Raw genomic sequence first — 24,954 nt, forward strand, 5'->3', positions numbered from 1 at the left:
TATGAAACCTAATTTTAATGCCGTTAATATTGCCGATATTTTAGCAACACAACAACCACAGGCTTCGGAAGAAACATTTTTAACAAATGAAGGCATACCTGTGAAAGATGTCTATGTAAAAGAAGATGTTGCACAAGCGAAACATTTAAACGACGTTTCAGGTATTGCACCAAATACGCGTGGACCATATCCTACCATGTATGTAGCAAGACCTTGGACAGTGCGTCAATATGCAGGTTTCTCTACAGCGGAAGAATCGAATGCCTTTTATAAACGTAACTTAGCGATGGGGCAAAAGGGATTATCTGTTGCCTTTGACTTAGCGACTCACCGTGGTTATGATTCCGATCACCCACGTGTGACAGGTGATGTTGGTAAAGCAGGTGTAGCTATTGATTCAATTGAAGATATGAAAATTTTATTTGATTCTATCCCACTAGATCAAATGTCTGTATCTATGACGATGAACGGTGCTGTTTTACCTGTTTTAGCCTTTTATATTATTGCAGCTGAAGAGCAAGGTGTAACACCAGATAAATTAGCAGGTACTATTCAAAATGATATTTTAAAAGAATATATGGTGCGTAACACTTATATTTACCCACCAGCGATGTCCATGCAAATTATTGCGGATATTTTCGAATATACAAGTAAATTTATGCCAAAGTTCAACTCGATTTCTATTTCTGGTTATCATATTCAAGAAGCAGGTGCTACTAATGATATTGAGTTGGCCTATACATTGGCAGATGGGCTGGAGTATGTGCGTACGGGCTTAAAGGCAGGCATTGATATTGACTCGTTTGCGCCACGTTTATCTTTCTTCTGGGCAATTGGGATGAACTATTACATGGAAGTAGCTAAAATGCGTGCCGCACGCCGTATCTGGGCACAAATGATGTCAACATTTAATCCGAAAAATTCTAAAACATTAGCATTGCGTACACACTCGCAAACATCGGGCTGGTCATTGACAGAGCAAGACCCATTCAACAATGTGGCACGAACATTATTTGAGGCAAATGCTTCTTCTATGGGGCATACTCAATCCCTTCACACGAATGCACTTGACGAAGCGATTGCTCTCCCGACGGACTTCTCTGCTCGTATTGCACGTAATACACAATTATTCTTGCAAGAAGAAACAGGCATGACAAAAGTGATTGACCCATGGGGTGGTTCGTATTATGTTGAGAAGTTAACAGAAGAAATTACAAACTCTGCTTGGGAACTGATTGAGGAAATTGAAGATTTAGGTGGTATGGCTAAAGCGATTGACACAGGTCTACCAAAAATGAAAGTAGAAGAAGCTGCGGCAAAACGTCAAGCTAAAATTGACTCTAAAACAGAAACGATTGTTGGTGTGAACAAGTACCGCTTAGATGTGGAAGAACCGATTGACATTTTAGATATTGATAATACATTAGTACGTCAAAAACAAATTGAACGTTTAGATAAGATGAAAGCAGAACGTGATGAAGCAGAAGTACAAAAACATTTAGCACGTTTAACAGAAGCGGCAAAAACAGGCAAAGAAAATTTATTAGCAGTAGCTGTAGATGCTGCACGCGCGCGTGCTTCGTTAGGGGAGATTTCAGACGCAGTGGAAGAAGTTTCAGGTCGCCATAAAGCAGTGATACGCTCAATTTCTGGTGTGTATTCTTCTAACTTCTCAGATGAGGAGCAACTGGAAGAAATTAAACAGATGACAAAAGAATTTGAAGAAAATGAAGGTCGCCGCCCACGTATTTTAGTAGCTAAAATGGGACAAGATGGACATGACCGCGGGGCTAAGGTAATTTCAACAGCTTATGCTGATATGGGCTTTGATGTGGATATCTCACCATTATTTATGACGCCTGCAGAGACAGCGCAAATGGCAGTAGAAAATGACGTTCACGTAGTAGGTGTATCATCACTGGCAGCAGGTCATAAAACGTTAGTGCCTGAGCTTTACGGTGAGTTAGATAAGTTGGGTAGAAGTGATATTGTCATTGTTTGTGGTGGGGTAATACCCGCACAGGACTATGATTTCCTTTACCAAGCAGGCGCTTCAGCCATTTTTGGACCAGGTACTGTAATACCAGTATCCGCACAAAAAACATTAGAGGAAGTTTATCGTCGCCTAGGCTACGAGGAAGTGTCTCAATAATGAAAAAGGATAAAAGTGCATTATACGTTATGGACGGGGTTAGTATTAACCACGATGGCATGCAAGCGAGTGCACCGAAACAATTCCGCAAGAAAAAACAACAAGCGCTTGATATACCTGCATTAGCAGAAAAAGTACGTTCGGGTTCACGTTTAGAGTTGGCGAAAGCGATCACATTAATTGAAAGTTCAAATGCCACACATAAAGTACAAGCACAAGCTTTATTACAAGAGTTGTTACCTCATACAGGAAATAGTATCCGTATAGGGATTACAGGTGTGCCTGGAGCGGGGAAAAGTTCTTTTATTGAAGCATTTGGTACGATGTTGACTGATATGGGTAAAAAAGTGGCAGTATTAGCTATTGATCCAAGTTCTTCTTTATCAGGTGGGAGTATTTTAGGAGATAAAACACGTATGGAAGAGCTTGTAAAGCAGCCTAATGCTTTTGTTCGACCTTCACCATCAGCAGGGACATTAGGTGGTGTGCATAAGAAAACCCGTGAAACTATGCTAATTTGCGAATCCGCAGGTTATGATGTCATTTTAATTGAAACAGTCGGCGTAGGGCAGAGCGAAACATATGTGAGAGGTATGGTTGACTTCTTCCTTCTGCTTGTATTAACAGGTGCAGGGGACGAGTTACAAGGCATGAAGAAAGGTATTATGGAGTTGGCAGACGCTATAATCGTACACAAGGCAGATGGCGATAACGTACGTCTTGCCAAACGTACAGTAGCAGAGTATAAACAAATTTTACACTTCTTGCAGCCAGCGACACCAGGTTGGATTACGACAGCAATGCCTGTTAGCTCTTATGAAAAGAAGGGGCTTGATACAACTTGGGAGACCATTCAAGACTTCCAAAAAACTGTGCAAGCTAATGATGTATGGTATACAAGACGTCAAGTTCAAACAAGAGATTGGTTCCGCTCTATGATTACGGATCATCTCATTGATACGTTTTATGGAGACGCAGAGCGAAAATCAACTGTAGAGCAGTTAGAAAGACAAATTTTACAAGGTAAATTAACAGTGACACAAGGTGTAGATACACTGTTTAATAAAAACGAAAACTTTTAAGCATTCACTAGGCAAATTCATAGTAGAACTGCTATGATAAAGTGGAACTTGAAAGGAGCTAATACAAAGATGAACATGGATTATAATTTAATTATGCAAGAAATTACAGCTACAGCACGCGCTGAAATGGAGGCGGCTGGTTATGAACAACTAACCACACCAGAAGCGGTTGAAGAAGCATTTGCACGCAAAGGGACAACATTAGTGATGATTAACTCTGTTTGTGGCTGTGCGGGTAGTATTGCACGTCCAGCAGCGGCACAAGCGGTACATTATGACCGACGTCCTGACCATTTAGTAACTGTATTTGCAGGGCAAGATAAAGAGGCAACGGCAGCAGCACGTTACCACTTTGGTGAAGATCATTTACCATCATCACCATCATTTGTCTTATTAAAAGATGGTGAAGTCATTGCAGATGTAGGTCGTTATGAAATTGAAGGACACGCTGTTGTATCAGTAGTGACAAACCTTCAAGGCAATTTTGAAGAGTTTTGTGAAGAACTGTAAAACCTAATACCCCGAAAATTTTCGGGGTATTCCTTTCATTAAATGCAGTTAGAATTTTTGCAATTTTAACGCTTTATCTTAGGAGGCTTAACAGTGAAACGCTTTTCAATAGGCTATCGTACGTTAAAGACAGCGATTGGTGCAGCCCTTGCGATTGCATTGGCATCCTATTTTTCATTAGATTATTATGTATCTGCTGGTATATTAACCATACTCTGTGTTCAACAAACAAGAAAGAAATCTCTACATGCAGTATATACGCGCTTTGTAGCAAGTATAGTAGGCATGTTATTTGGTTATATGTTTTTTGAGGGGATTGCATATCATCCAATTGTATTAGCAATTATGTTACTTGTATTTATTCCCACTCTTGTATCATTACGTGTTTCGGCAGGTTTTGTCTCGAGTGCGGTTATTATATTGCATCTTTTTGATGCTAAAAACTTTACATTCGCTCTCTTGCAAAATGAGTTAGCTTTAATGGCGATTGGCTTTGGCACAGGACTTGCCGTTAATATGTATATGGGAGATATCACGAAAGAATTAGAACGTTATCGCCTACGCATTGAGGCGCTATATGCTACAATCTTCAAAGAAATCGCCAAGTATTTAAGAGAAGGTGATTCACTATGGGATGGTAAAGAATTGTTAGAAGCAGAGAAAATGCTAGCACAAGCTAAAGCACTTGCTTATAAGGATGTCGAAAATCACCTAACACGCCGAGAAAACGATTATTATAAATATTTTGATATGCGAGAGAAGCAGCTCGAGATTATTGAGCGAGTTTTACCAAAAATCACAACGCTTCCTGTTATAGTACAAGAAGCTCAACTTGTGGCAAATTTTTTAGATGAGCTGTCACAAAATGTTCATTCGGGGAATACCGCAAGTTTATATCGCTCGCAGTTAGATGCTGTGCGACGAGATTTTGCTAAGTTGCCATTGCCTAAAAATCATAATCAATTTTTAGCGCAAGCCGCGTTATATCAATTTATTGAGGAAATGGACGTCTATTTAGCGATTAAAATGGGGTTTAAGGGGTTAAAGATAAAAAAATAACACCTGATGAGTCAGGTGTTAGAGAATCATAGCAAGGCCCATGCCAATTGTAGACAACAGCATAATAGCTACCATAGAATAAATAACGACTTTTTGGAATTTTTTATTACTCATATGCTCGTTCGCTCCTTCTTTTCTTACTTATTAGTTTATCAAATTTGAAAAAATTCGCAAGGAGTAGAATTTTCGTAAAAAAATAGGTACTATAGTAGATGTACCATAACAGAAGGAGATGTCTCGATGGAGAAAGTAGATCACATTGGTATTGCGGTGCGCAACCTAGATGAAAGCGTTACATATTACACTGAAACATTAGGGTTAACTCTACTAAAAATTGAAGAAGTTGAGTCTCAAAAAGTACGTGTTGCTTTCATTGATGCAGGCAATGTCAAAATAGAATTATTAGAGCCAATGGCTGAAACAAGCGCAATTCACGGTTTTATTGAAAAACGTGGCGAAGGTATTCATCATGTTGCTTTTGGGGTAACAGGGATTCGTGAAAGAATGTCGGAATTGCGTGAAAAAGGGGTACGTCTTCTTTCTGAAGAGCCAGGACCAGGTGCAGGCGGAGCAGAGGTAGCATTTTTACATCCGAAAAGCTCTTACGGTGTGTTATATGAGTTATGTGATAAAAGTGGAAAAGGGGAATAGGGATAATTATGGATATGTTTGATAAAATTCACGAATTATATGATCGTAAAACAGAGATTGAGCTTGGTGGCGGTTATGACCGTATTGAGCGTCAACATGATAAAGGGAAATTAACGGCGCGTGAGCGTATTGATTTATTATTAGATGAGGGTACTTTCTTTGAGATTAACCCATTCATTACACATAGAACAGTCGATTTTGGTATGGAGAATATGGAAGGGCCAGGAGATGGTGTAGTTACAGGTTACGGCAAAATTAAAGGTCGTCCCGTTTACTTATTCTCTCAAGACTTTACCGTTTTTGGTGGGGCATTAGGTGAGATGCATGCTAAAAAAATTGCTACAGTAATGGATTTAGCAGCAAAAAATGGCACACCATTTATTGGTATCAATGATTCAGGTGGTGCACGTATTCAAGAAGGTGTATTATCATTAGATGGGTATGGACATATTTTCTATCGTAACTCCATTTATTCAGGTGTGATCCCACAAATTTCTGTAATTATGGGGCCATGTGCGGGTGGTGCAGTTTATTCACCAGCCATTACAGACTTTATTTTAATGGTGGATAAAACATCTCAAATGTTTATTACAGGACCAAAAGTAATTGAAACGGTGACAGGAGAGAAGATTTCCGCCGAAGATTTAGGTGGTTCTAAAGTGAATAATGCAGTGAGTGGTAATGCACATTTCCGTGCACCTAATGAGGAGACAGCTATTCAACAAATCCATCAATTATTAAGTTATTTACCACAAAACAATAAAGAGAAAACACCGCGTCAACCAGCGCCAAAAGGTGATGATTACCGCGCTGAGATTATTGATGCATTACCAATCGACCCAACGCGTCCATATGATGTACGTAAAGTATTAGAGCATGTTGTAGATCCAGATACTTTCATGGAAGTACATGCAGAGTTTGCGAAAAATGTTGTTGTTGGCTTTGCACGTATTGCAGGTGAGACAGTTGGTTTAGTTTGTAACCAACCTAAAGTATTAGCAGGTGGTTTGGATATTGACTCATCTGACAAAGCAGCACGTTTTATCCGTACATGTGATGCTTACAACATTCCAATCATTACATTTGAAGATGTTTCTGGTTTCTTCCCAGGGGTTAAGCAGGAGCACGGCGGTATCATTCGACATGGTGCTAAAATTCTTTATGCTTACTCAGAAGCAACAGTACCAAAAATTACTGTAATTCTACGTAAAGCTTATGGTGGAGCGTATGTGGCATTAAACTCGAAAGCGATTGGTGCAGACCTTGTATTCTCTTGGCCAAATGCAGAAATTGCAGTAATGGGTGCAGCTGGTGCAGCTAACATTATTTTTGCGCGCGAAATTGCAAAGTCTGATGACCCTGAAGCAACGCGTGCAGCACGTATTGAAGAGTACAAGGAGAAATTTGCTAACCCTTACGTAGCAGCATCGCGCGGTATGGTTGACGATGTTATTGACCCACGTGAGACACGTATTAAATTAATGCAAGCACTTGAAATGTTACAAAATAAACACGAGGATCGACCAGCTAAAAAGCACGGCAATATTCCTCTATAATAAGTATTGGGCAAATTCGTATATTACGGATTTGTCCTTTTTTATTATAAGTCATACATTTTGCAGTGAATTAACTATGTTACTTGGAGCAGTCATAGTTGCATTTTTACTATACTATTTGCGATAAGTAAGCATTTACAAGTTATTGCGCGGTTTTATTTGTGTTTTTGTTTAAAAATGGTAATATATAAGTGTAAGAAAATTGCAGTGAGAGGATGATAATAATGTTTGGATGCAGTAGTTTAACGTTACAATCAAAAGACCAGAAACACTTCTTCGCACGTACGATGGATTTTACTAAAACGTTAGGAAACGATATTGTATTTGTACCAAGGAATTATACCATTGTGGCTACCGAAAAAAATCCTCAACCAACACAAACAACATATGCTATGTTAGGGATGGGTAACACTGAGACACCTATGCCAGCTTTATTTGATGGTCTCAATGAAGTTGGTTTGATGGGGGCGGTATTGTATTATCGCGACCATGCTCGTTATTTTGACGAAGTAGAAGAGGGTAAGACAGCAATCAATCCATTATTTGCGATTACAAATATTTTAGCGAGTTGCAAAACAGTAGATGATGTTGTTCAATTTTTTGAGAGCCATACTTTAATTAATGAGATGGTTAGTGTGATTGACTTTATCCCACCACTTCATTTTACATTCTCAGACCGTACAGGTGAATCTATTATCATTGAGCCTAATTTACATGGGATTACAGTACATCGTAAAACAGTAGGCGTTATGACAAATAGTCCTAATTATGAGTGGCAAGAAAAAAACCTATGGAATTATGTAGGAATTAGCCCTTATGATGTTAAAGGTATTGTAATGAACGGGGTAGAGTTAAAACCGCTCTCTTTAGGGACAGGTGGCTTAGGTTTACCAGGGGACTTTACACCACCATCACGGTTTGTACGTGTAGCGATGGTAAGACAATATATTGAAGAGGCACAAAATGAAGATGAAGCTATTCGTAATATTTTTCATATTTTATCGTTAGTAAATGTGCCTAAAGGTATGGTCATTAATGATGAAGGCTTAGTGGATTATACATGTTATACAGCAGCGATGTGTAGCGAGTCTTTAACATATTATTGTCATACATATGAAGACCGTCAAATTGCTGTCATTAAATTAGAAAATGAAAACTATGATGCCACAACATTGAAAACATATCCTATTAGTACGAAGCAAAGCTATAACATGATAAATGAATAAGGTAAAGCCACATTGAAATTACGATTCAATGTGGCTTTTTTTGAGCCAATGTTCAGCGATGCCTGAGCCAAAGATTACACCTGCAATGACGAGTAGTAAGCCAAGGTAATGTGGCCAACCAACAGGCTCACCTAATAAAATGGCAGCACTCGCGAGTGCAAAAAATGTATTTAAATTAATAAAGATAGCCGCCTTTGTGGGTCCAACTTGTCCAACTGCATAATTATATAACATATGACCTAATGCTGTTGCCACTGCGCCTGAGCCAATTAACACAGCAACAAATGTTAGATTGTTAAAAGGAATGGTGGCAAATCCATTAGGTTCTAAAATAACACCAGAAATCGCTAGCATAATAGCACCTACTAAAAACATATATGCGGTTAATAAGCGCGGGTCGATTGTCCGTTTAGCTTTTAAAATCACAATAAAGCTTAATGCTTGAGATGTGATAGAGAAAAAGATAAAGGCATCTCCCCAAGATAAATGCTGTGTACCGTCTCCAGAGAAAATAACAGCAATCGCAATACCAGATAACCCTAAAACTAAACCAATCCACTGCAAGGCATTTGGTACGGTGCGTAATAAAAAGCTACTCAACACAGCTGTAACCAGTGGCGTTGTACCAATAATTAAACTTGTATTTGCCCCAGAGGTTAAACTGAGACCAGAAGACATAAGCGCATGATGTAATGCTACATTAAGTAATCCGCCTAACCAGACATACCCCCATTCTTTTGTAGTAAGCCTACGCACTAAGCCAAAAGGTTTAAGCAGTAAGAATACAACGATAGAGGCTAATAAAATACGGATGGCTGACATCGAGATGGGGGCAGCATCCATCGTTAAATACTTCATTGCCGAAACATTAACACCCCAAACAAACATGACAAAAAGTAAAATACCATAAATTTTTGACGATTTCATTGGCGATACACTCCAACTTCTACGATTAGTTAGTATCTATTCATTATCGCCAATAATCGCATTAAAGCCAACACTATTATGACATAATGTCAGATTGATGCCATGCTGTTATGAAATCAGGGTCTTTTATTTTCAATTGTTCAAGTAATTGAATGTACTTAAAGCTTTGAATCGCCTGCGTGACTAGCGCAGGATGCACAGATTCTACAGCGGACGGTATAACATGTTCATCTAAGCTACCTGTAATGATTTTCCGATGATCAATAATGATCGTGAATGTTCTAATCGCACCATGATTTAAAGGATGCAACGTGACATGTTGTAATGTCGTAGCGAGCTGCTCATCTGTTTGTAATGTAACTTGAATGCCTTCTGTTTGAATGTATTCTAAAGTTGGTAAAAAATAAGTGATATCAGCCTTGGCAATTTGCACAAGCACATGATGGTGTGCTCTTGCTATGCTGCGTTTGACGATAGACATCACACTATCGAAACCTTCTGTATTAAACACACGGTATTGTTTTTTTTCACGATTTTGAATGGCACGTTTTAAGAAGATAGCTGATTCTCGAAACTCTAATTTTTGTTTGGCAATAAAATCGTCAATAGAAATGGCGGAATAGGTTGTGCTTGAACCTTCAGCTGACTGACAAATCCCTTTTTGATGCATCGTTTTTAGCGCAGCATACACATTAGAGCGAGATGCCCCTAACATTTTGGCAACTTCATAGCCTGTTTGGTCAGGTTTTTCGTTTAGCGCAATATAACATCTTGCTTCTAGTTCGGTTAAACCTAGCTTTTTTAAATGTTCAATCATGAAAATCTCTCCTCTACATTAAGCGAATTGTGCCTCATATAAAGTATGATAATTACCTTTTCGTGCCATAAGTTCTTTATGTGAGCCAGACTCGATAATTTCACCTTTATCCATTACATGAATCATATCAGCATGATGAATCGTAGACAATCGATGGGCAATGACTAATGTTGTTTTCTCCGCCATTAAATGTTGAAGTGAGCTTTGAATAAATCTTTCTGAGCTATTATCAAGTGCTGCAGTTGCTTCATCTAGAATTAAAATAGGAGCATCCTTTAAAAACACACGCGCAATAGAAATACGTTGCTTTTGTCCACCTGATAATTTAATTCCACGCTCGCCAACTTGTGTTTGGAAACCATTAGGTAAGTCTTGGATAAAATCTAAAAGTTTTGCTTTTCGAGCAGCTTCATAAATCTCTGCTTGTGAAGCTTGCGGTGAGCCGTATTGAATATTCTCTTCAATCGTGCCATCTATTAATTCAACATCTTGTGAGACAATCCCAATTTGATGTCTAAAATCAGTTAAATGAAATTGGTGTATAGGGGTATCATCCCATAAAATCTCTCCTATTGAGGGGTCATACATGCGAGCTAACATACGAGTGATAGTCGTCTTACCAGAACCAGATTCACCAACTAATGCTGTGACTTTACCCTTTGGCAACGTCACATTTATAGCCTGTAAGACATCCTGTTCAGCGAAATAATGAAAGCTGACATTACTAAAGGTAATGCCTTTTGTTAAAGGTGCAATCGGTTTCGGATTTTCAGGTGAGACCACAGTTGGCGCTACCTCATACACATCCATAATGCGCTCATATGAGACAATCGCTTGTTGTAAACGACTGACAATTGCGCTAAAAGAGCGAATGGGATTTTGCAATAATTTTAAATACGCTAAGTACGTCATAATTTCCCCTATGGTCACTTGCCCTTTCATAGCTTGAGTTGCGCTATAACCAAGCACAATAATCATCCCTACATAGTTGATGAATTCAATAGATGGTGAAAAGCCTGCTTGTAACTTAGTCGCAGCAATCACATTATTTTTATTGACTTCGTTAACCTCTTCAAATTTTTTCTCTTCAAAACGCTCTGTAATAAAATTTTTAATTAATAAAATAGACGTTAAGCTAGTTTGTAAATGATTATTAATTTGAGCTGTCGATTGTCTGACACGTCGGAAAGCTTGTTTAATATGTTTACTAAAATAACGATTTAAGAAGTATAAAGCAGGGAAGGTTAATGCGATTAATACTGTTAGCTTCCAATCTGTCACAAACATAAAAATAAAGATAAATATAAAGGTAAGTACATTGCCAATAAGATTAAGCGTATTCGGTGAAATTAAGTCTTGGATTGTTCGGATATCCGAACTAAAGCGCGTCATCAAGTCACCTGTCTTTTGATCCTCAAAAAAACGATAATCTTGTTTTAAGACATGTTTGAAAAAGTCTACACGCAAATCTACAATCGCAGTTTGGCTAACTTTACTAATTAAATACGTCGAAAAATAATTAAATACACTTAATAAAATGGCGAGCGCTAAAATCCCGCCTAAATAAGTGAATAATAACGACATGGATTGTTGCGGAATGGCAATATCAATAACACGTTGGATCAGTTGTGGAATACTAAATTGAATAGCGGCCACAATGGCAAGCAACGCCATACTACATAACAAAATCCCTTTTTGATGGGCAACACGTCGGTACATAAAAAGTAACATATCAGAAATAGTACGGTTCATATCCTCACACTTTCTTTATAGTAGTTCTTTAAAAAACTACTATAAATCAAAAATATGATTTTTGTCAAATTGAAAAACTTGCGTAAGGCAAATGATTTTAAAATGCCAATTTACCACTAATATTAGGTTTAAATTTAAAATATTGGTTTTAAAATAGGGTATTTTTGCTACAATAGAAAGATAAAGGAGGCATTAATGTGGCCATTTGTATTCCAGAAACGATCCCAGCAAAAGCAATGCCTGGAGAACGTTTATTATTTACAACATTAAAAAAATATTTGAATGATGACTATATTGTTTATTATGAACCGCAAATTAAAGGGAGTAGGCCAGATTTCGTTATTATTGGTCCTATGTTAGGGATTGTGGTGCTTGAGGTAAAAGATTATTTAGAGCAAACCATCATGTATTTAAACGCTAATGATTGTCAATTGTTAACGAAAGAGGGTAAGCAAATTACTCAGAAAAATCCTTTATTACAGGCGCGTGAATATGCTTTTACAATAATAAATATGTTAAAGAGAGACAGCGATTTAACGCAGCGTGAAGGGGCATATAAAGGAGGGTTACTATTTCCAGTAGGTTATGGTTGCGTTTTTACACGTATGCACCAAAAATATTTTGTGGAGCAAGGTTTTTACAATATTATTGAACCTCAATTTTGTTTAATGCGTGATGAAATTGATGCTAAACATGACAACTTCGAGCAAGATATTTTAATAGAGAAATTAAATAATATGTTTAATATGGGATTTAGATTAAGAGAGCCATTGACGACTGAGCAAATTAATCGTATTCGGTTCCATCTGTTTCCAGAAGTAAGAATTAGTGCTGATATGGCAACGCCCTATAACGAAAATACCTTACTTAATTTACGTAATATTAAAACAATGGATTTACATCAAGAGAATTTAGCTAAGCAATTGGGAGATAAACACCGTCTAATTAGGGGCGTTGCAGGTAGCGGTAAAACATTAATATTAGCAAGCCGTGCTAAGTTATTAAGTAAGGCGCATCCAGAATGGCGTATTTTAGTATTATGTTATAATATTGCGCTTAAACAATTTTTAGAACAAATGATCGAACGTATGATGAATGAGCCAGATGAATATGGAAAAGAAGTAAATAAAAAAGCACATAATATTACAGTGAAAACCTTTAATTCTTTGTTGTACTGGGACTTTAAGACTCAGGATGTGGCAGCCATACTCAACGAAATTCGTGCAGGAAAGCGTGACGTGCCACAATATGACGCGATATTAATTGATGAGGGGCAAGATTTTGAGGATAGTTGGTATCAATTGATTACGTATTTATTAAATCCTAATACAGCTTCCCTTTTATTAGTAGAAGATGGTGCACAAAATATTTATGAGAGACCGCGCTCATATATCGAGGCGACCGGTTTGGATTTTAGGGGGCGTTCTAAAGTATTAACGATTAATTATCGTAATTCAGCGCCTATAGTGTCTTATGCATGGGACTTTTATAGTCATTTTTTATTGCAACAGCCCAATGAGACAACAGCTAAAGATATTTTAGTGCCACAAAAGACATTGCGTCAAGGCAGAGAACCAGTAATTGTGCAATCAAAAAATGATAAAGAAGAAATGCAACAAGTTATAGCTATGATTAGAAACTTACATGATAACTATAAAGTGCCATATGCAGAAATAGCAGTCTTACATTATACGCATAGAAGTGCAACATCTTTTTGTGCAGCCTTAAAGCGTACAAAAATCCCTCATTATGATGTAACTGAAAGTTCAACAGCGAAAAGAAATTATCAACGTTCTGCTGATGAAGTTACAGTCTCGACGATTCATAGTAGTAAAGGATTGGACTTTCAAGCTGTAATTATTAGGGGGGTGGAATATTTATCTATTTATAAGATCGAGGATTCAAAAGCTTCATTATTGTACATTGCTATGACACGGGCAAGAGACTATTTATATTTATCTCATTGTAAGGAGTCTGCTTATACCAATTATTTTAAAAAATTAAACGAAGTGTAAAGACACTTCGTTTTTATACGTGGTAGTAATGGTAAAAGGAAATAGATGATTTTATCAACATTTTTATCACAACAAAGCTATTATCTTATTGTAAGATTATTTTGTATTAAATGTCTCGATTCTGATTAATCATATATCATGATTTCCATTTCTAAAATGTTAATTGATTTATAATGTAATGCATCTTTACCAAGAGATGTCATACCAAAAAGTTATTATTTTAGCGTTAACAGGCTGTTTAAGCCTGTTTTTTATGAAGGGGTTGGATGGATATTGCGCATGAATGGGAGGATAATTATGGGGAAATATCTTAAAAAAAGATATAAAAATTATGTAAGCATAGCTTTAGGATTATTAATAGGGTTTATAGGAGCAGCCATTTTATTTGATAAACCCGATTATAAGACTGGGGTTTTCTTCATTTTACTAGGATTAATCGTGGGAGAAATAATCCTCTTTACAAAATGGTTTAAAGAACAGAAGGAATAGATAACCCATCATTAAGTGTGTTAAATTGGAAGTCATTTTTAATGAATTTTTAGATAATCGAAAGAAAACCATGTATTTGTTTGTGGAAAGGTATAGGAAGGAAGTCGAGATATGGATAGATAAAATTTTATGTTTAAAAAGATTCATATTATGGGCGCTATAGGGAGCGGCAAAACTACTTTAGCGAAAAGGCTTCATGAACAATTAAATATTCCTTATTTTGAATTGGACAATATTGTTTGGGAAAGGCTAGATAGTGATGATATTCGACGAAATAAATAAGAAAGAGACAAGTATTTAAGTGAGATAATAAGTACTGAATGTTGGATTATCGAAGGAGTTCATTATAAGTAGGCTATGCCTTGCCTACAAAATGCTGACCTAATCATATTTCTTGATATTAATCTTTTAACAAGAAGGGTTAGGATAATGGAAAGGTTACTAATGCAAAAAATAGGAATTGAAAAAACAAATTATAAACCAACATTATTTATGAAAGTTATTCCAGTTTCCTTTCTCTTTATTGTTATCGCGGAGCAATGGCTTAAAGATGCATTTTACTTAAAGAATATACTGTATCAATGGACAAAAGTGCCGATGATCGAATTATATGCAGCGCTATGTTTATTAGTTATCAGCATTAGTTTACCGATTGTTTATTGTATGCGTCAGCAAAATAAAGATCTGTTGAGATAATTGTCTTTGTCTAAAGCTGTATGCTATTTTGAAGGGTAAAAAACCTTGATTAATGTATTTCTTCTTGCATCAAAAAAACGCTAGACCGACGATTTATTTCGGTCTAGCGTTTTTATTTTAATACTCGTCAAGGCTTAGTTCGGCTTGATAGGTTTGTTGTAAGATCGCAATGGCTTCTTCTTCACTTGTTACAATAGGGAAAACTTTGTCGCATTGTGAGATGGTGAAGAGTTTTTGGATGAAGTCATCTACAATAATAATCGCTACCTTTTTTTGTTGTAGTGCGACTTTTTTGGCTAAGTTAACCATCATGCCAAAGCCTGTGCTATCAACATTTTTGACATGTGTTGTGTTGATAATACAGTGCTTATTGGCAAGTAAGACGTTATCTTGTAATTCTTTTTTTAAAGATTCAATTAGTCCGTATTCTAAATAACCCGTAAAATGAATGATTGCATACTGTGTTTGATCAATGATTTGCATTGATGCACTTTTCTGCTCCATGCTGTCGACACTCCTTTATGATAATTTAAATTTATTGACCTCTTGTTTTAATGTAGTGGCTATTTCAGCAAGTTGCTGTGCATTATTGGAAATATCGGCGACTGTTGCGTATTGTTCTTCAGAGGCAGCGGCAATTTCTTCAGCTGATGCAGCAGATAACTCAATAATAGCAGCAATTTCTTGTGTCGCTTGTTGTACGTCCGTAGCTGTTACATTAACAGTCTGGAATCCTTCGCGCATATGATGTACACCGTCCTCTGTATCTTGGGCTTGATTGACGATAATTTTTAATGCCTCGCCACCTTTATTGATGATAATCACTTGTTCTTTCACAGCGGCTAAATTGCTTTCCATCGTGCGGACGGTAACGGATGTTTCGGCTTGTATATCATTAATTAAATCTGTGATTTGTTGGGCGGCTTGTTGTGATTGCTCGGCTAAGTTACGCACCTCAGAGGCTACAATGGAGAAGCCTTGTCCATGTTCACCAGCCCTTGCTGCCTCAATTGCAGCATTTAATGCAAGTAAATTTGTTTGCTCAGCAATTTCAGTGATTACAGTGATAATGCCACCAATCTCTTCAGAACGCATACCTAATTTTTGTATAGAATCTGTGGCATAACTGACAGTGTCTGTGACATTGCCTAAATGTTGAATAGCCTCATTGATGGCTTGTTCGCCTTCGCGAGCTGTTATAGTAGAATGTTCAGCTACGGTTAAACAGTCTTGTGCTTGAATTAAATTCGTATTAACTTGTTCTTTTGTATTATTCATCATTGTTACAACTTGCTCCACTTGCTCAGCTTGTGTTGTAATGCCACTTGCCATATCATTCATAGTTGTAGCAATTTGACTCGCCACTTCATTCGTTTGAGAGGATGACGTAGCTAATAGTTGAGAGGCATTTGCAATCTCTTTAGCATTGTCTGCAACGTTTGACACTGTAGCAATTAATTTATCTCGCATTTCTTGAAAGGCGGTAGCTAGTTCAGCAATTTCATCGTTTCCTTTAGCATGTAATAATTTTGTTTGCAATTGTAATTGAGAGAGGGCGCGGGCATTGTCTCGTAAAATATGAATCGGTGTAATCAATTGTCTTTGCATGAAAAAACTAATTAAAATAATGATAAATATTGTAATAATCAAGGAGTATATCATGGTTTTAATGGCGGCATCCGTGGCGATTGCTGTATAAGGCGCAGTCGGCACAGCCACTGCCCAAATGCCAATCACATCCCCATTTTTATCGAAGATGGGGTCATAAGCGGCTTGATGTTTTTTACCTAATACTTCGGCAGTTCCGAGAAATTGCTGTTTATCTTGTAGCACAACTTTGACCACTTCATCTGACACTTTGGTGCCTAACATGTACTCGCCATTTTCTTTAATATTAGTTGAAATTCGTGTGTCATTTTGAAAGATTGACATAGCATTGCCGTTTGTTAATTCGCCAATCTCATTAGGGATGGTAAAGTTGTCTGCCATGTTTTCATTGCCTTTATGTAAAGTATTCTCTTTGATTTGCCACTCACCAGGGTGCAGTGCGTCTAAAGCATATAAACTCATTTGCACATCCGATAATAACTTCTCGTTTGCGCTTTTTAATAAATCACGCTCTGTCATATAAAAATTAATCCCACTTAAAATAACTGCTAATAATAAAATACATGAAAAAAGCACAAGATTGACTTTTTTACGTATGGTCCACTTCATGATGACAACTCCTCACTCTAAATTCTTTGTAATACCTACTAAAAATTGTTGTGATTGTAATTGCTCAAACCACAAATCATCCACCATATGTTGAATAAAATAAAAGCCATGCCCACGTTCTTCAAGTGATGGTTCTCTATGTGTATTTTGTAAAATCAGTTGCTGTTGGTGTTTGGAGATACCAACACCATCATTAATCACCATAATGTGTAAGGATGTATGCTCAAGGATTAGCTTAAATTCAATGAGGGCATTTTGGATAGGAGCAGCCTCAACCGCATTAATCAGCAGTTCATGCGTTACGAAACAAATTTCTTTTGCACAGGAGAGCTGATAATCCTCAACAAATTGTTGCATCATATGGTCTATAAAGTGAATACTTTGCGTTGTTGGTTGAACATGTAAGTGAATCTTCATTACTAAACACCACACTTATAAAGTAATTGTAATGGAAACAATGGTGACGTCATCTTCAAAATATTGATAAGATAATTCGTATTTTTCCGAAAATTTACGCAATGCATAATGATTAGGTAAGGATGCATATTGATAAAAGAATGAAAAAATAGCATGTTTATTTTGTTGGATATGTAACAAACCATCTGTATATAAAATAATGCGATGCCAACCCGTTAATCGAATGGTTTTGGCTTGCGTTTTAATGGTAGGGAATAGACCGAGAATAGCTGTATTTGATGTTAATGTAACAGTCTCTCCATATTTACCAAATAAAATACCAGTTGTGTGAGAGGCATTGACATATTGTAAAGTTTGATTTTTACGGTCAATTAATAAGTAAATTGCGGTGACTAAAAAATCATCAATATCATCCGTTGTGAATAATTCGTGAATTTGCCGATTTAACTCGTTAATAACAGCGACGGGGTCAATGAGCTTAGTCATAATGCCCTTTAACAAAGAACGAATAGACATGGTGACTAAGGCAGCGGCAACGCCATGTCCCATAACGTCATATAACATAATGGCTGTTAAGTCGTCATTAATCCGATACCAACAATACATATCACCACCCAAAGATTGAGAAGTGACGTACATTCCGTGGCACTCTACCACATTGTTAACAAGCGGTGGTGTTAGGGCATTTTTTTGTATGTCTTTGGCGATAGCTAAATCTTGTTTTAATTTATGTTCATGTTGTTTACGTAAAGCAGCTTCTTTAGCATATTGTAATGCCACTTGTACGCGAATTTTAACATGCATATAATCAAACGGCTTTAAGAGGACATCAAAAATACCAAATTCAAATATGCGGTCTAATAAAATAGGTTGATGATACGTTGTTGATAATAAAATAGGTGCTTGAAAATGAGCGATGAGACGTTCGATTTCTCTGCCGTGTTGTTCTAAATTTCTTGTATGTAGGTTAGCATCATAAACAATAAGTTGAACAGATGCATAAAACGATGTTGTATGTTGGGTGAATAACTCATCACAATCTATGTAGTAGTGAACGCCTGTTAGTGTCATTCTTTTAAAAAATTGCTGTAGTCGCCACGTATCATTGTTGATTGAGCCAATTAATAATACCGTCATATGTGCTTACACTCCTGCGCATTAGATAAAAAGAAAGGACTTTTAGATGATAATTTATTTTGTTACATAATTAATTTTTACCATGTTAAGCGAAAATATACAAGATTTTTTCTTTATTTAGCGAAAAATGCGCATTTCGTTAAGTGCGATAAAATAAAAAGAAGTGGTAAGGGAAAGTTAGCTACCTCCCTACACCACTTTTTCATCATGACAATTAAGTGCGATTACGACGTCCAGCGCTAAGCAAAATCTCTTCGGCGGTAAGAAAGGAAAGCAAAAAGTAATAAAAGAACACTCGCAAAAAATAGCAGGCTAACAGGATACCAGTTCATCTTTTCAAGTGGCAGCGCTGGCAAGTAATAAAAGAGTGAGATATGGCGTAACCATTCAGGTAATTGTAGCAAGTCACCAAAGTAGTCTATGAAAAAAACAATAATCAGGTAGTACCAAATCACACTTTTGAAACGAGGCAGAGCACCTAATAGTAAAGTGGCTAATGCAACACAACAAATAATAGCGGGTAGATGTATAAGTTGGCTTTTTAGGATAGTAGTAAAGGTCATAGGGTTTGCCATATTACGACTTCCTAAAAATAAACCCGTTGTTGTTAATATCAAAAAAATCATGCCGCTACCGCCACTAATGACAAGGCGTTCACCTAACAGTTGCATGCGAGACAATGGGCGAGATAACCATAAATCTAACCGACCTGTGACTTCATCCTTATGGAGCCGGAAAATGAGCTGAATTATTGCTACGGTTGTTAAAATCGCCATGATGGCACCAATCATCGCTAAAAAGTGATAAGCTAATTGCTCAGCAGAAGGGGTTGCTAACATTTGTTGTAGTAACTTATTCTTTTCAAAAAAACGATCTAATTCATTAAAAACGGATCCATAAGATGCACCTAATAATAAAAAAGCCACGCCCCAACTTATAATTGCTACATATTGTAATCGTAGCTGCCATCCAAGTGACTGACGTAGAAAATAAGAAGCATTTTTATGCCCCGTTCGTGGACGAATGAAACCTTCACCAATATCACGTTTAGCATTTAGCCAAAAAGCAATACCGATAAAAACACTACTACAAATTAGTAGATATACAATAGGAAGCCACGTATTAGTAACATAGCTATTTGTAAGATAACTCCAAGCTAATGGCGATACGATAGATAATTTCTCATTGCTAATATCAGTGATACCACGCCATACATACATGACACCCAGTAAGGCAAGAGCACTGCCAACAGTGCCACGTGCTGTTGTCACAAGTTGAGCAATAACAGTAGTTAGAGTGGTAAATAATAAGCCAATTCCTGATAAACTAAAGCTATATAAGGCGTTGCTTGCTACATCCATAGATGGAATGTGTAAGAACGTTAAACCAAGTGTTGTAATGATCGCAAGTAGAATAAAAAACAACGTAAGTTGGCACAACGTGATGATAAGAGGTAGTGATGTTGCAATGGGTCTTGCTCGTAATAACTCTAGTTGACCGTCCTCTTCTTCTTCACGTGTCTGATTTGTCGTTAACAGAATGGCACATATGGCATAAATGATCGCTGTAAACAGCATCATTTCATGTGCAAACATAGCGCCAGACGTGTAATGCTCAAACCCTTGTGAAGGCCCAATCATAGCAATCATGGCAGGGTTTTTTAAAGCAGCAACTAAACCGTTGCGTTCTTGCATAGTAGGGAAAAGCTGATATAAAGCAGCGGCTACACTGATAGATGTTACACTTAAAGCGACTAACCAAATCGTATACCGCCATTTATTGCGTTGCAATTGTAAACGTAAGAGAAGATGCCAATTGTTCATGATTAATCGCCACCTTTTTCATAATGTGCCATAAATAAATCTTCTAAAGTAAGTGGCATACTTGTAATACTCACAATGTGATGCATAGCTAAATAGGTCATAACATGTGGTATAGCACTGTTATCAACATAAAATGTATAACGCAAGCCGTCCTGTTGAATATCAAATACACCCGCTTGTTGGTAAAGGTCATCTAATGGTTTTTGTACGTCAACTGTGTAAAGCGCGCGCGTAACATGTTGCATAGTTTGGAGTGATCCGGTTTCAATAATTGTCCCATCTTTAATGATCGCAATTTTGTCGCATAATCGCTCAACTTCCGATAAAATATGGCTAGATAACAAAATGGTCTTTTTATGATGTTGCAATTCTTTAACACATTGTTGAAAAACACGCTCCATTAACGGGTCAAGACCTGATGTAGGTTCATCAAAAATATAAAGGTCAGCCTCTGTAGCAAGTGCAGCAATTAAAGCGATTTTTTGACGATTTCCTTTAGAATAGGTTTGGCATTTCTTTGTTGGGTCTAACTGAAAAAGTGTGATAAGTTCATCTCTTCGCTGTGTAGGAATGGGGCCATTCATTTGTAATAAAATATCGATGACTTGACCACCTGTTAAGTTAGGCCATAATGTAACGTCTCCAGGGACATAAGCCATTTTTTTGTGTATAGGAATGGCTTGTGTAAAAGCATCTTTATTAAAAATACGCACGCTGCCACTAGAAGGGCGCAATAAACCTAATAAGATACGAATTGTAGTCGATTTACCTGCACCATTTGGGCCAATAAAACCTACAACTTCACCTTGATTTACGGTCAAATTAACATTGTGTAGCGCAGTAAATGAACCAAATTTTTTTGAGAGATTAGCAATTTCTATAATGGGCATAGGAAGCACTCCTTTTAATTATGAACTATTTATGTCTTGGTAGTTCATAATATAACATTGATTTTAAAAGTAAACAATAGTTATGAACTTTAAATTATTTTTTAGTTCATATTTTAAGGTGGTAATCATAATGAATGGATTTGAAAAACGAAAGCAACAAAAAGAACAACATATTTTACAAGTGGCGACAGATCGCTTCATCAAAGATGGTATTGCTTTAGTGACAGTTGCAAGCATTGCAAAGGAAGCACAAGTATCACAAGTTACGATTTATAAGTACTTTGACACAAAAAAACAATTATTAAACGCAACTTTACAGTATTATTTAGCAGAGGAGTTTGCCAAGTTTGAACAATTGATTGTTTCTCCGTTAACTTTTCAAGAAAAGCTATTGCAATTAGTACAGCGTAAACAAGTTTTTTCCCAGCAAATCCATCCGGAATATTATGCTTTTATGATGGAGACTTATCAAAATAACCCAGTGGCATTTGCAGATGATATGACGAGAAGTTATGCGTTATATCAACAGTTTTTTGAACAAGGGAAAGCTGAAGGGGTTGTGAGTAAGACATTGTCAAATGAAGCGTTAGTGATGTATTTAGATATGGCGGTACATTATTTTGAGAAAGATGGCGTTGCCAATCAAATAAGACCTTATATTGATGAATTTACAGAAATTTTCTTTCATGGGCTTGCTGGTAAGCCAACCGTATAAGCTATGTAATATAAAAGATAGGATTAATCCAATAGAGACATTAACCTTGCGTTTGCAGATTTTCATAGTGATATAAAGTATTATGTGTAGTGTATAAATGTGTGATGGCTGACGGAGTGGTATAAATTATACTAGAAGGTTTTGTTGGTGTTAGGTGAGATTTGCAGTATAAAAAAGTGGTAAAGGAAATCTCTCTTCCCTTTACCACTTACGTTCAAATAAAAATTGTAAACGTTTAAACAAGAGCTGACTTGGAATGAGTGGAAAGACTTGATTGCGAAAGTGAACAGCAGATTTAGAGTCCCATTGTGCAGCCCAGCCAATTTGGCGAGATAAGGTAGTAACTTTATGTGTATGTTTAATACGTGCTTGTTCGTATTTTTGTAAGGCGCGTCTTAATGGGTAACGTTTAATGGCATTGACTAATGTCACTGCATCCTCAATCGCTTGCCCAGCTCCCTGTCCCATATTTGGCGTTGTAGCATGAGCGGCATCGCCTATTAATACAACGCGCCCATACACAAAATGACGCAATGGTTTAATATCATAAATATCATGATGTAGTACGTGCTGTGGTGCGGTTTTTTTTATGAGCTGTGTCACTGCTTGAGGGAATTTTTTAAAGTGAAAAGCAAGTTCCTCTGTTGTGAGTTGTTGATAAAAAGTGTTGTTCGCTTTGCTATTCACACAAGCAAACCAGTATACCGTATTATCTTGTAATGGAGCGTAGCCAAAGCGTCCGCTAGCATCCCAAACCTCTGTAGATGTGTTTGTCGCGATTAAGCCGTCATTATGTGCTAGACCACGCCAACATGTGTAACCTGCATAACGAGGTTTACTATTGTCTTGTAATTGTTGGCGGATAGGGGAGTGGATGCCGTCTGCCGCAATAATGACATCGGCTTTTACAGAGATCCCATCTGAAAATACAGCAATTACGCCATTATGATGCGTCGAAACATGTTCGCATCGACGATTGTAAGCAATTGTTTTTGGTGGTAAGGCATTGACTAAAGCTTTATGTAAATCAGCACGATGAATGGTAACGTTTTCAAATCCGTATTTGCGTTTGAACAAAGAGAAATCAATTGTATTTAAAATATGCCCCTTAGCATCTTGAAAAATTTGAGTTGTGAGTGGGGTAGCATTAGCCATAACTTCTTCTTCAATCCCCATCTCTTGCAAAGCTTGCATAGCGTTTGAACCAATGCCAATACCAGCACCGAGTGGCGAGAATGTAGCACTTTGCTCATATACTTTTACATCAAAGCCATTTTTATGTAACATCACAGCAGTAGCTAATCCTCCGATTCCGCCACCAATAATTATAATTCGCATGGTAATTCACCTCTTACTATAAGTATAGCAAAGTTCGTTAAAAATATGGCAATAGTATACAACATAAGAAAAAAACCTCGTAATATTACGAGGTTTTGGTTAACGTTTTGCCAGTCCACCCAAAGAATAACGTAAGAATAGGCCCTAGCAAACAAAAGAAGGCGAATGGGAAGTATTCGTAAGTCGAGACGCCTAAAACAGTTGTGATAAAAATACCACATACACTCCAAGGTACAAGCGGATTAACTACTGTACCTGCATCTTCCATCGCACGTGCTAAATTTTTCTTATCTAAGCCTACTTTTTCGTATTGCGCACGGAATGCTTCACCTGTTAGTAATATGGCTAAGTATTGCTCGCCAATTAAGGTATTAATCCCAATCCCTGTAATTGCCGTCCCTGTAATGACGCTACGTACGGAATTTAAACTAGCTGCCATTTTGTTGAAAATACTTTGCACAATACCGAGTGTAAACAATAGTCCACCCATGCTAAGTGCTAATAAAATGAGGGTAATAGTAAAGAACATACTTGTAATCCCTCCACGCTTTAACAAAGCATTAACTTCTTCATTAGGCGTGTTAGGTTGATAACCGTCAAATAAAATCGCTAAAATGTCTTTCATAACGAGTGGCTCTACGATATAGGACAGCAAAATGCCAAGCATTGAGCCAATCGCTAAAGTCAGTAGTGCAGGTACTTTTTTAATGGATAAAATAATTAACACCACAAGGGGCAAAAGCGTGTACCAATGTACTAAATTTGTAGCGAGCAACGTTTCTTTAAATGTATCAATACTTGCTGTCGAAACATTTGCATCCTTTGGTGAGAGTATAGCATAAGCCACTAATGAGATAATGAATGCAGGAATAGTTGTTAATGCCATATTTTTAATGTGTGTAAATAAATCAATGCCAACAATGCTTGAGGATAAATTTGTTGTATCAGATAGTGGTGACATTTTATCGCCAAAGAATGCGCCTGACACAATGGCACCTGCTGTAATAGCTAAGGACACGTCCATAGCATTAGCCATGCCGATAAAGGCAACACCAACTGTAGCTACCGTTGTTAATGAACTACCAATAGTAATCCCAATAATGCATGTGATGACAAATACAATAGCAAAAAAGAAGCTCTCTGTAATAGTAGAGAAGCCAATATACATCATGGTAGGGATTGTACCGCCAATAATCCAACTGCTAATGAGTAAGCCAATAAAAAAGAAAATAAAAATGGCACCTAACCCTGCATAAGCGCCTTGAACCATGCCTTGTTGTAAAGTATCAAAGCGCAATTTTTTGCATAGGCCGTAGAGGATTAATAACATGATGTTACATAAAATTGGCATATGTGGTGGTGTTTCAAACATGATAATAGAAACACTCATAATAACAATCATAAACGTAACGATAACCAAAGCTTCCCAAAAAGCAGGCATCGTTTTTGCTTCAATGCGAAACATAAAATCCTCCTCGAGTCACT

24 protein-coding genes are annotated in these 24,954 nt (G+C 37.1%); 12 read left to right on the forward strand and 12 right to left on the reverse strand.

Annotated elements, in window-relative coordinates; genetic code table 11:
- Position 1 precedes the first annotated feature (1 nt).
- The 4 genes from scpA (at position 2) to IEW44_RS05425 (ending at position 4,803) form a co-directional block, all read left to right on the forward strand.
- Complete coding sequence (gene scpA / locus IEW44_RS05410; RefSeq protein WP_188614020.1) at positions 2-2,152, forward strand: methylmalonyl-CoA mutase; 2,151 nt, start codon at positions 2-4, stop codon at positions 2,150-2,152.
- Positions 2,152-3,234, forward strand: coding sequence for a methylmalonyl Co-A mutase-associated GTPase MeaB (gene meaB, locus IEW44_RS05415; protein ID WP_188614021.1), 1,083 nt, complete (start codon positions 2,152-2,154; stop codon positions 3,232-3,234). Before scpA ends, meaB begins: the two co-directional genes overlap by 1 nt.
- 69 nt (positions 3,235-3,303) lie before the next feature.
- On the forward strand, positions 3,304-3,744 hold the full coding sequence (locus tag IEW44_RS05420) for a BrxA/BrxB family bacilliredoxin (protein WP_188614022.1): 441 nt from the start codon (positions 3,304-3,306) through the stop codon (positions 3,742-3,744).
- A gap of 93 nt (positions 3,745-3,837) precedes the next feature.
- Positions 3,838-4,803, forward strand: a complete 966-nt coding sequence (locus IEW44_RS05425) for an aromatic acid exporter family protein (protein ID WP_188614023.1) — start codon at positions 3,838-3,840, stop codon at positions 4,801-4,803.
- Between the two features lie 18 nt (positions 4,804-4,821).
- Here IEW44_RS05425 and prli42 read toward each other — a convergent pair whose 3' ends face one another.
- Entirely contained in the window at positions 4,822-4,917 is a 96-nt protein-coding gene (prli42, locus tag IEW44_RS15985) for a stressosome-associated protein Prli42 (protein ID WP_188614024.1), read from the reverse strand.
- Between the two features lie 126 nt (positions 4,918-5,043).
- Here prli42 and mce point away from each other — a divergent pair, with 126 nt between their 5' ends.
- The 3 genes from mce (at position 5,044) to IEW44_RS05445 (ending at position 8,236) form a co-directional block, all read left to right on the forward strand.
- Positions 5,044-5,454, forward strand: a complete 411-nt coding sequence (gene mce / locus IEW44_RS05435; RefSeq protein ID WP_188614025.1) for a methylmalonyl-CoA epimerase — start codon at positions 5,044-5,046, stop codon at positions 5,452-5,454.
- A gap of 8 nt (positions 5,455-5,462) precedes the next feature.
- Positions 5,463-7,010 (forward strand): acyl-CoA carboxylase subunit beta, encoded by a 1,548-nt coding sequence (locus IEW44_RS05440; protein WP_188614026.1) that lies wholly within the window; start codon positions 5,463-5,465, stop codon positions 7,008-7,010.
- Positions 7,011-7,234: 224 nt separating this feature from the next.
- Positions 7,235-8,236, forward strand: coding sequence for a choloylglycine hydrolase family protein (locus IEW44_RS05445; RefSeq protein ID WP_188614027.1), 1,002 nt, complete (start codon positions 7,235-7,237; stop codon positions 8,234-8,236).
- 18 nt (positions 8,237-8,254) lie between these two features.
- Here IEW44_RS05445 and IEW44_RS05450 read toward each other — a convergent pair whose 3' ends face one another.
- From IEW44_RS05450 to IEW44_RS05460, 3 genes are all read right to left on the reverse strand, one after another.
- Positions 8,255-9,163, reverse strand: a complete 909-nt coding sequence (locus IEW44_RS05450; protein WP_188614028.1) for a DMT family transporter — start codon at positions 9,161-9,163, stop codon at positions 8,255-8,257.
- A 76-nt stretch (positions 9,164-9,239) separates the two neighbouring features.
- Positions 9,240-9,980, reverse strand: coding sequence for a TrmB family transcriptional regulator (locus IEW44_RS05455; protein ID WP_188614029.1), 741 nt, complete (start codon positions 9,978-9,980; stop codon positions 9,240-9,242).
- A gap of 18 nt (positions 9,981-9,998) precedes the next feature.
- Entirely contained in the window at positions 9,999-11,732 is a 1,734-nt protein-coding gene (locus IEW44_RS05460; RefSeq protein ID WP_188614030.1) for an ABC transporter ATP-binding protein, read from the reverse strand.
- 197 nt (positions 11,733-11,929) lie between these two features.
- On the opposite strand from IEW44_RS05460, the gene IEW44_RS05465 reads away from it, so the two are divergent.
- The 4 genes from IEW44_RS05465 to IEW44_RS05480 all read left to right on the forward strand — a co-directional run bounded on the left by IEW44_RS05465 (position 11,930) and on the right by IEW44_RS05480 (position 14,932).
- Complete coding sequence (locus IEW44_RS05465) at positions 11,930-13,747, forward strand: 3'-5' exonuclease (RefSeq protein ID WP_188614031.1); 1,818 nt, start codon at positions 11,930-11,932, stop codon at positions 13,745-13,747.
- Between the two features lie 297 nt (positions 13,748-14,044).
- Entirely contained in the window at positions 14,045-14,236 is a 192-nt protein-coding gene (locus IEW44_RS05470) for a DUF554 family protein (protein ID WP_188614032.1), read from the forward strand.
- Positions 14,237-14,365: 129 nt separating this feature from the next.
- Positions 14,366-14,518 (forward strand): AAA family ATPase, encoded by a 153-nt coding sequence (locus IEW44_RS16110; RefSeq protein WP_188614033.1) that lies wholly within the window; start codon positions 14,366-14,368, stop codon positions 14,516-14,518.
- 147 nt (positions 14,519-14,665) lie between these two features.
- The gene (locus IEW44_RS05480) at positions 14,666-14,932 is read left to right on the forward strand and encodes a hypothetical protein (RefSeq protein ID WP_188614034.1); all 267 of its coding nucleotides are present in this window, start codon (positions 14,666-14,668) and stop codon (positions 14,930-14,932) included.
- 117 nt (positions 14,933-15,049) lie between these two features.
- On the opposite strand, the gene IEW44_RS05485 is transcribed toward IEW44_RS05480, so the two are convergent.
- The 6 genes from IEW44_RS05485 to IEW44_RS05510 form a co-directional block, all read right to left on the reverse strand.
- Positions 15,050-15,436, reverse strand: coding sequence for an STAS domain-containing protein (locus IEW44_RS05485; protein ID WP_188614035.1), 387 nt, complete (start codon positions 15,434-15,436; stop codon positions 15,050-15,052).
- A gap of 15 nt (positions 15,437-15,451) precedes the next feature.
- A complete protein-coding gene (locus IEW44_RS05490; RefSeq protein WP_188614036.1) occupies positions 15,452-17,149 on the reverse strand; it encodes a methyl-accepting chemotaxis protein in 1,698 nt (565 codons plus the stop codon).
- A 12-nt stretch (positions 17,150-17,161) separates the two neighbouring features.
- A complete protein-coding gene (locus IEW44_RS05495) occupies positions 17,162-17,566 on the reverse strand; it encodes an ATP-binding protein (RefSeq protein ID WP_188614037.1) in 405 nt (134 codons plus the stop codon).
- A 15-nt stretch (positions 17,567-17,581) separates the two neighbouring features.
- Positions 17,582-18,703: a PP2C family protein-serine/threonine phosphatase gene (locus IEW44_RS05500; RefSeq protein ID WP_188614038.1), complete on the reverse strand. Its 1,122-nt coding sequence runs from the start codon at positions 18,701-18,703 to the stop codon at positions 17,582-17,584.
- A 239-nt stretch (positions 18,704-18,942) separates the two neighbouring features.
- Positions 18,943-20,526 (reverse strand): ABC transporter permease, encoded by a 1,584-nt coding sequence (locus tag IEW44_RS05505; RefSeq protein ID WP_188614039.1) that lies wholly within the window; start codon positions 20,524-20,526, stop codon positions 18,943-18,945.
- A 2-nt stretch (positions 20,527-20,528) separates the two neighbouring features.
- On the reverse strand, positions 20,529-21,416 hold the full coding sequence (locus IEW44_RS05510; protein ID WP_188614040.1) for an ABC transporter ATP-binding protein: 888 nt from the start codon (positions 21,414-21,416) through the stop codon (positions 20,529-20,531).
- Between the two features lie 130 nt (positions 21,417-21,546).
- On the opposite strand from IEW44_RS05510, the gene IEW44_RS05515 reads away from it, so the two are divergent.
- Positions 21,547-22,131 (forward strand): TetR/AcrR family transcriptional regulator, encoded by a 585-nt coding sequence (locus IEW44_RS05515; protein ID WP_188614041.1) that lies wholly within the window; start codon positions 21,547-21,549, stop codon positions 22,129-22,131.
- 201 nt (positions 22,132-22,332) lie between these two features.
- Here the strand turns inward: IEW44_RS05515 and IEW44_RS05520 are convergent, their stop codons facing one another.
- Positions 22,333-23,469, reverse strand: coding sequence for an FAD-dependent monooxygenase (locus tag IEW44_RS05520; RefSeq protein ID WP_188614042.1), 1,137 nt, complete (start codon positions 23,467-23,469; stop codon positions 22,333-22,335).
- 85 nt (positions 23,470-23,554) lie between these two features.
- Positions 23,555-24,934 (reverse strand): Na+/H+ antiporter NhaC, encoded by a 1,380-nt coding sequence (nhaC, locus tag IEW44_RS05525; protein WP_188614043.1) that lies wholly within the window; start codon positions 24,932-24,934, stop codon positions 23,555-23,557.
- Positions 24,935-24,954: the final 20 nt, after the last annotated feature.

The sequence above is a fragment of the Lysinibacillus alkalisoli genome, from assembly GCF_014643595.1.
Classification (GTDB): domain Bacteria; phylum Bacillota; class Bacilli; order Bacillales_A; family Planococcaceae; genus Metalysinibacillus; species Metalysinibacillus alkalisoli.

Coding starts and splice junctions, on each gene's coding strand:
- IEW44_RS05440 (WP_188614026.1), top strand. CDS start 5,463: ATGGATATGTTTGATAAAATTCACGAATTATATGATCGTAAAACAGAG.
- IEW44_RS05515 (WP_188614041.1), top strand. CDS start 21,547: ATGAATGGATTTGAAAAACGAAAGCAACAAAAAGAACAACATATTTTA.
- IEW44_RS05460 (WP_188614030.1), bottom strand. CDS start 11,732: ATGAACCGTACTATTTCTGATATGTTACTTTTTATGTACCGACGTGTT.
- IEW44_RS05505 (WP_188614039.1), bottom strand. CDS start 20,526: ATGAACAATTGGCATCTTCTCTTACGTTTACAATTGCAACGCAATAAA.
- IEW44_RS05520 (WP_188614042.1), bottom strand. CDS start 23,469: ATGCGAATTATAATTATTGGTGGCGGAATCGGAGGATTAGCTACTGCT.
- scpA (WP_188614020.1), top strand. CDS start 2: ATGAAACCTAATTTTAATGCCGTTAATATTGCCGATATTTTAGCAACA.
- IEW44_RS05485 (WP_188614035.1), bottom strand. CDS start 15,436: ATGGAGCAGAAAAGTGCATCAATGCAAATCATTGATCAAACACAGTAT.
- IEW44_RS05455 (WP_188614029.1), bottom strand. CDS start 9,980: ATGATTGAACATTTAAAAAAGCTAGGTTTAACCGAACTAGAAGCAAGA.
- IEW44_RS05495 (WP_188614037.1), bottom strand. CDS start 17,566: ATGAAGATTCACTTACATGTTCAACCAACAACGCAAAGTATTCACTTT.
- IEW44_RS05490 (WP_188614036.1), bottom strand. CDS start 17,149: ATGAAGTGGACCATACGTAAAAAAGTCAATCTTGTGCTTTTTTCATGT.
- IEW44_RS05480 (WP_188614034.1), top strand. CDS start 14,666: ATGGAAAGGTTACTAATGCAAAAAATAGGAATTGAAAAAACAAATTAT.
- IEW44_RS05420 (WP_188614022.1), top strand. CDS start 3,304: ATGAACATGGATTATAATTTAATTATGCAAGAAATTACAGCTACAGCA.
- prli42 (WP_188614024.1), bottom strand. CDS start 4,917: ATGAGTAATAAAAAATTCCAAAAAGTCGTTATTTATTCTATGGTAGCT.
- nhaC (WP_188614043.1), bottom strand. CDS start 24,934: ATGTTTCGCATTGAAGCAAAAACGATGCCTGCTTTTTGGGAAGCTTTG.
- IEW44_RS05500 (WP_188614038.1), bottom strand. CDS start 18,703: ATGACGGTATTATTAATTGGCTCAATCAACAATGATACGTGGCGACTA.
- mce (WP_188614025.1), top strand. CDS start 5,044: ATGGAGAAAGTAGATCACATTGGTATTGCGGTGCGCAACCTAGATGAA.
- IEW44_RS05450 (WP_188614028.1), bottom strand. CDS start 9,163: ATGAAATCGTCAAAAATTTATGGTATTTTACTTTTTGTCATGTTTGTT.
- IEW44_RS05470 (WP_188614032.1), top strand. CDS start 14,045: ATGGGGAAATATCTTAAAAAAAGATATAAAAATTATGTAAGCATAGCT.
- IEW44_RS05510 (WP_188614040.1), bottom strand. CDS start 21,416: ATGCCCATTATAGAAATTGCTAATCTCTCAAAAAAATTTGGTTCATTT.
- IEW44_RS16110 (WP_188614033.1), top strand. CDS start 14,366: ATGTTTAAAAAGATTCATATTATGGGCGCTATAGGGAGCGGCAAAACT.
- IEW44_RS05445 (WP_188614027.1), top strand. CDS start 7,235: ATGTTTGGATGCAGTAGTTTAACGTTACAATCAAAAGACCAGAAACAC.
- meaB (WP_188614021.1), top strand. CDS start 2,152: ATGAAAAAGGATAAAAGTGCATTATACGTTATGGACGGGGTTAGTATT.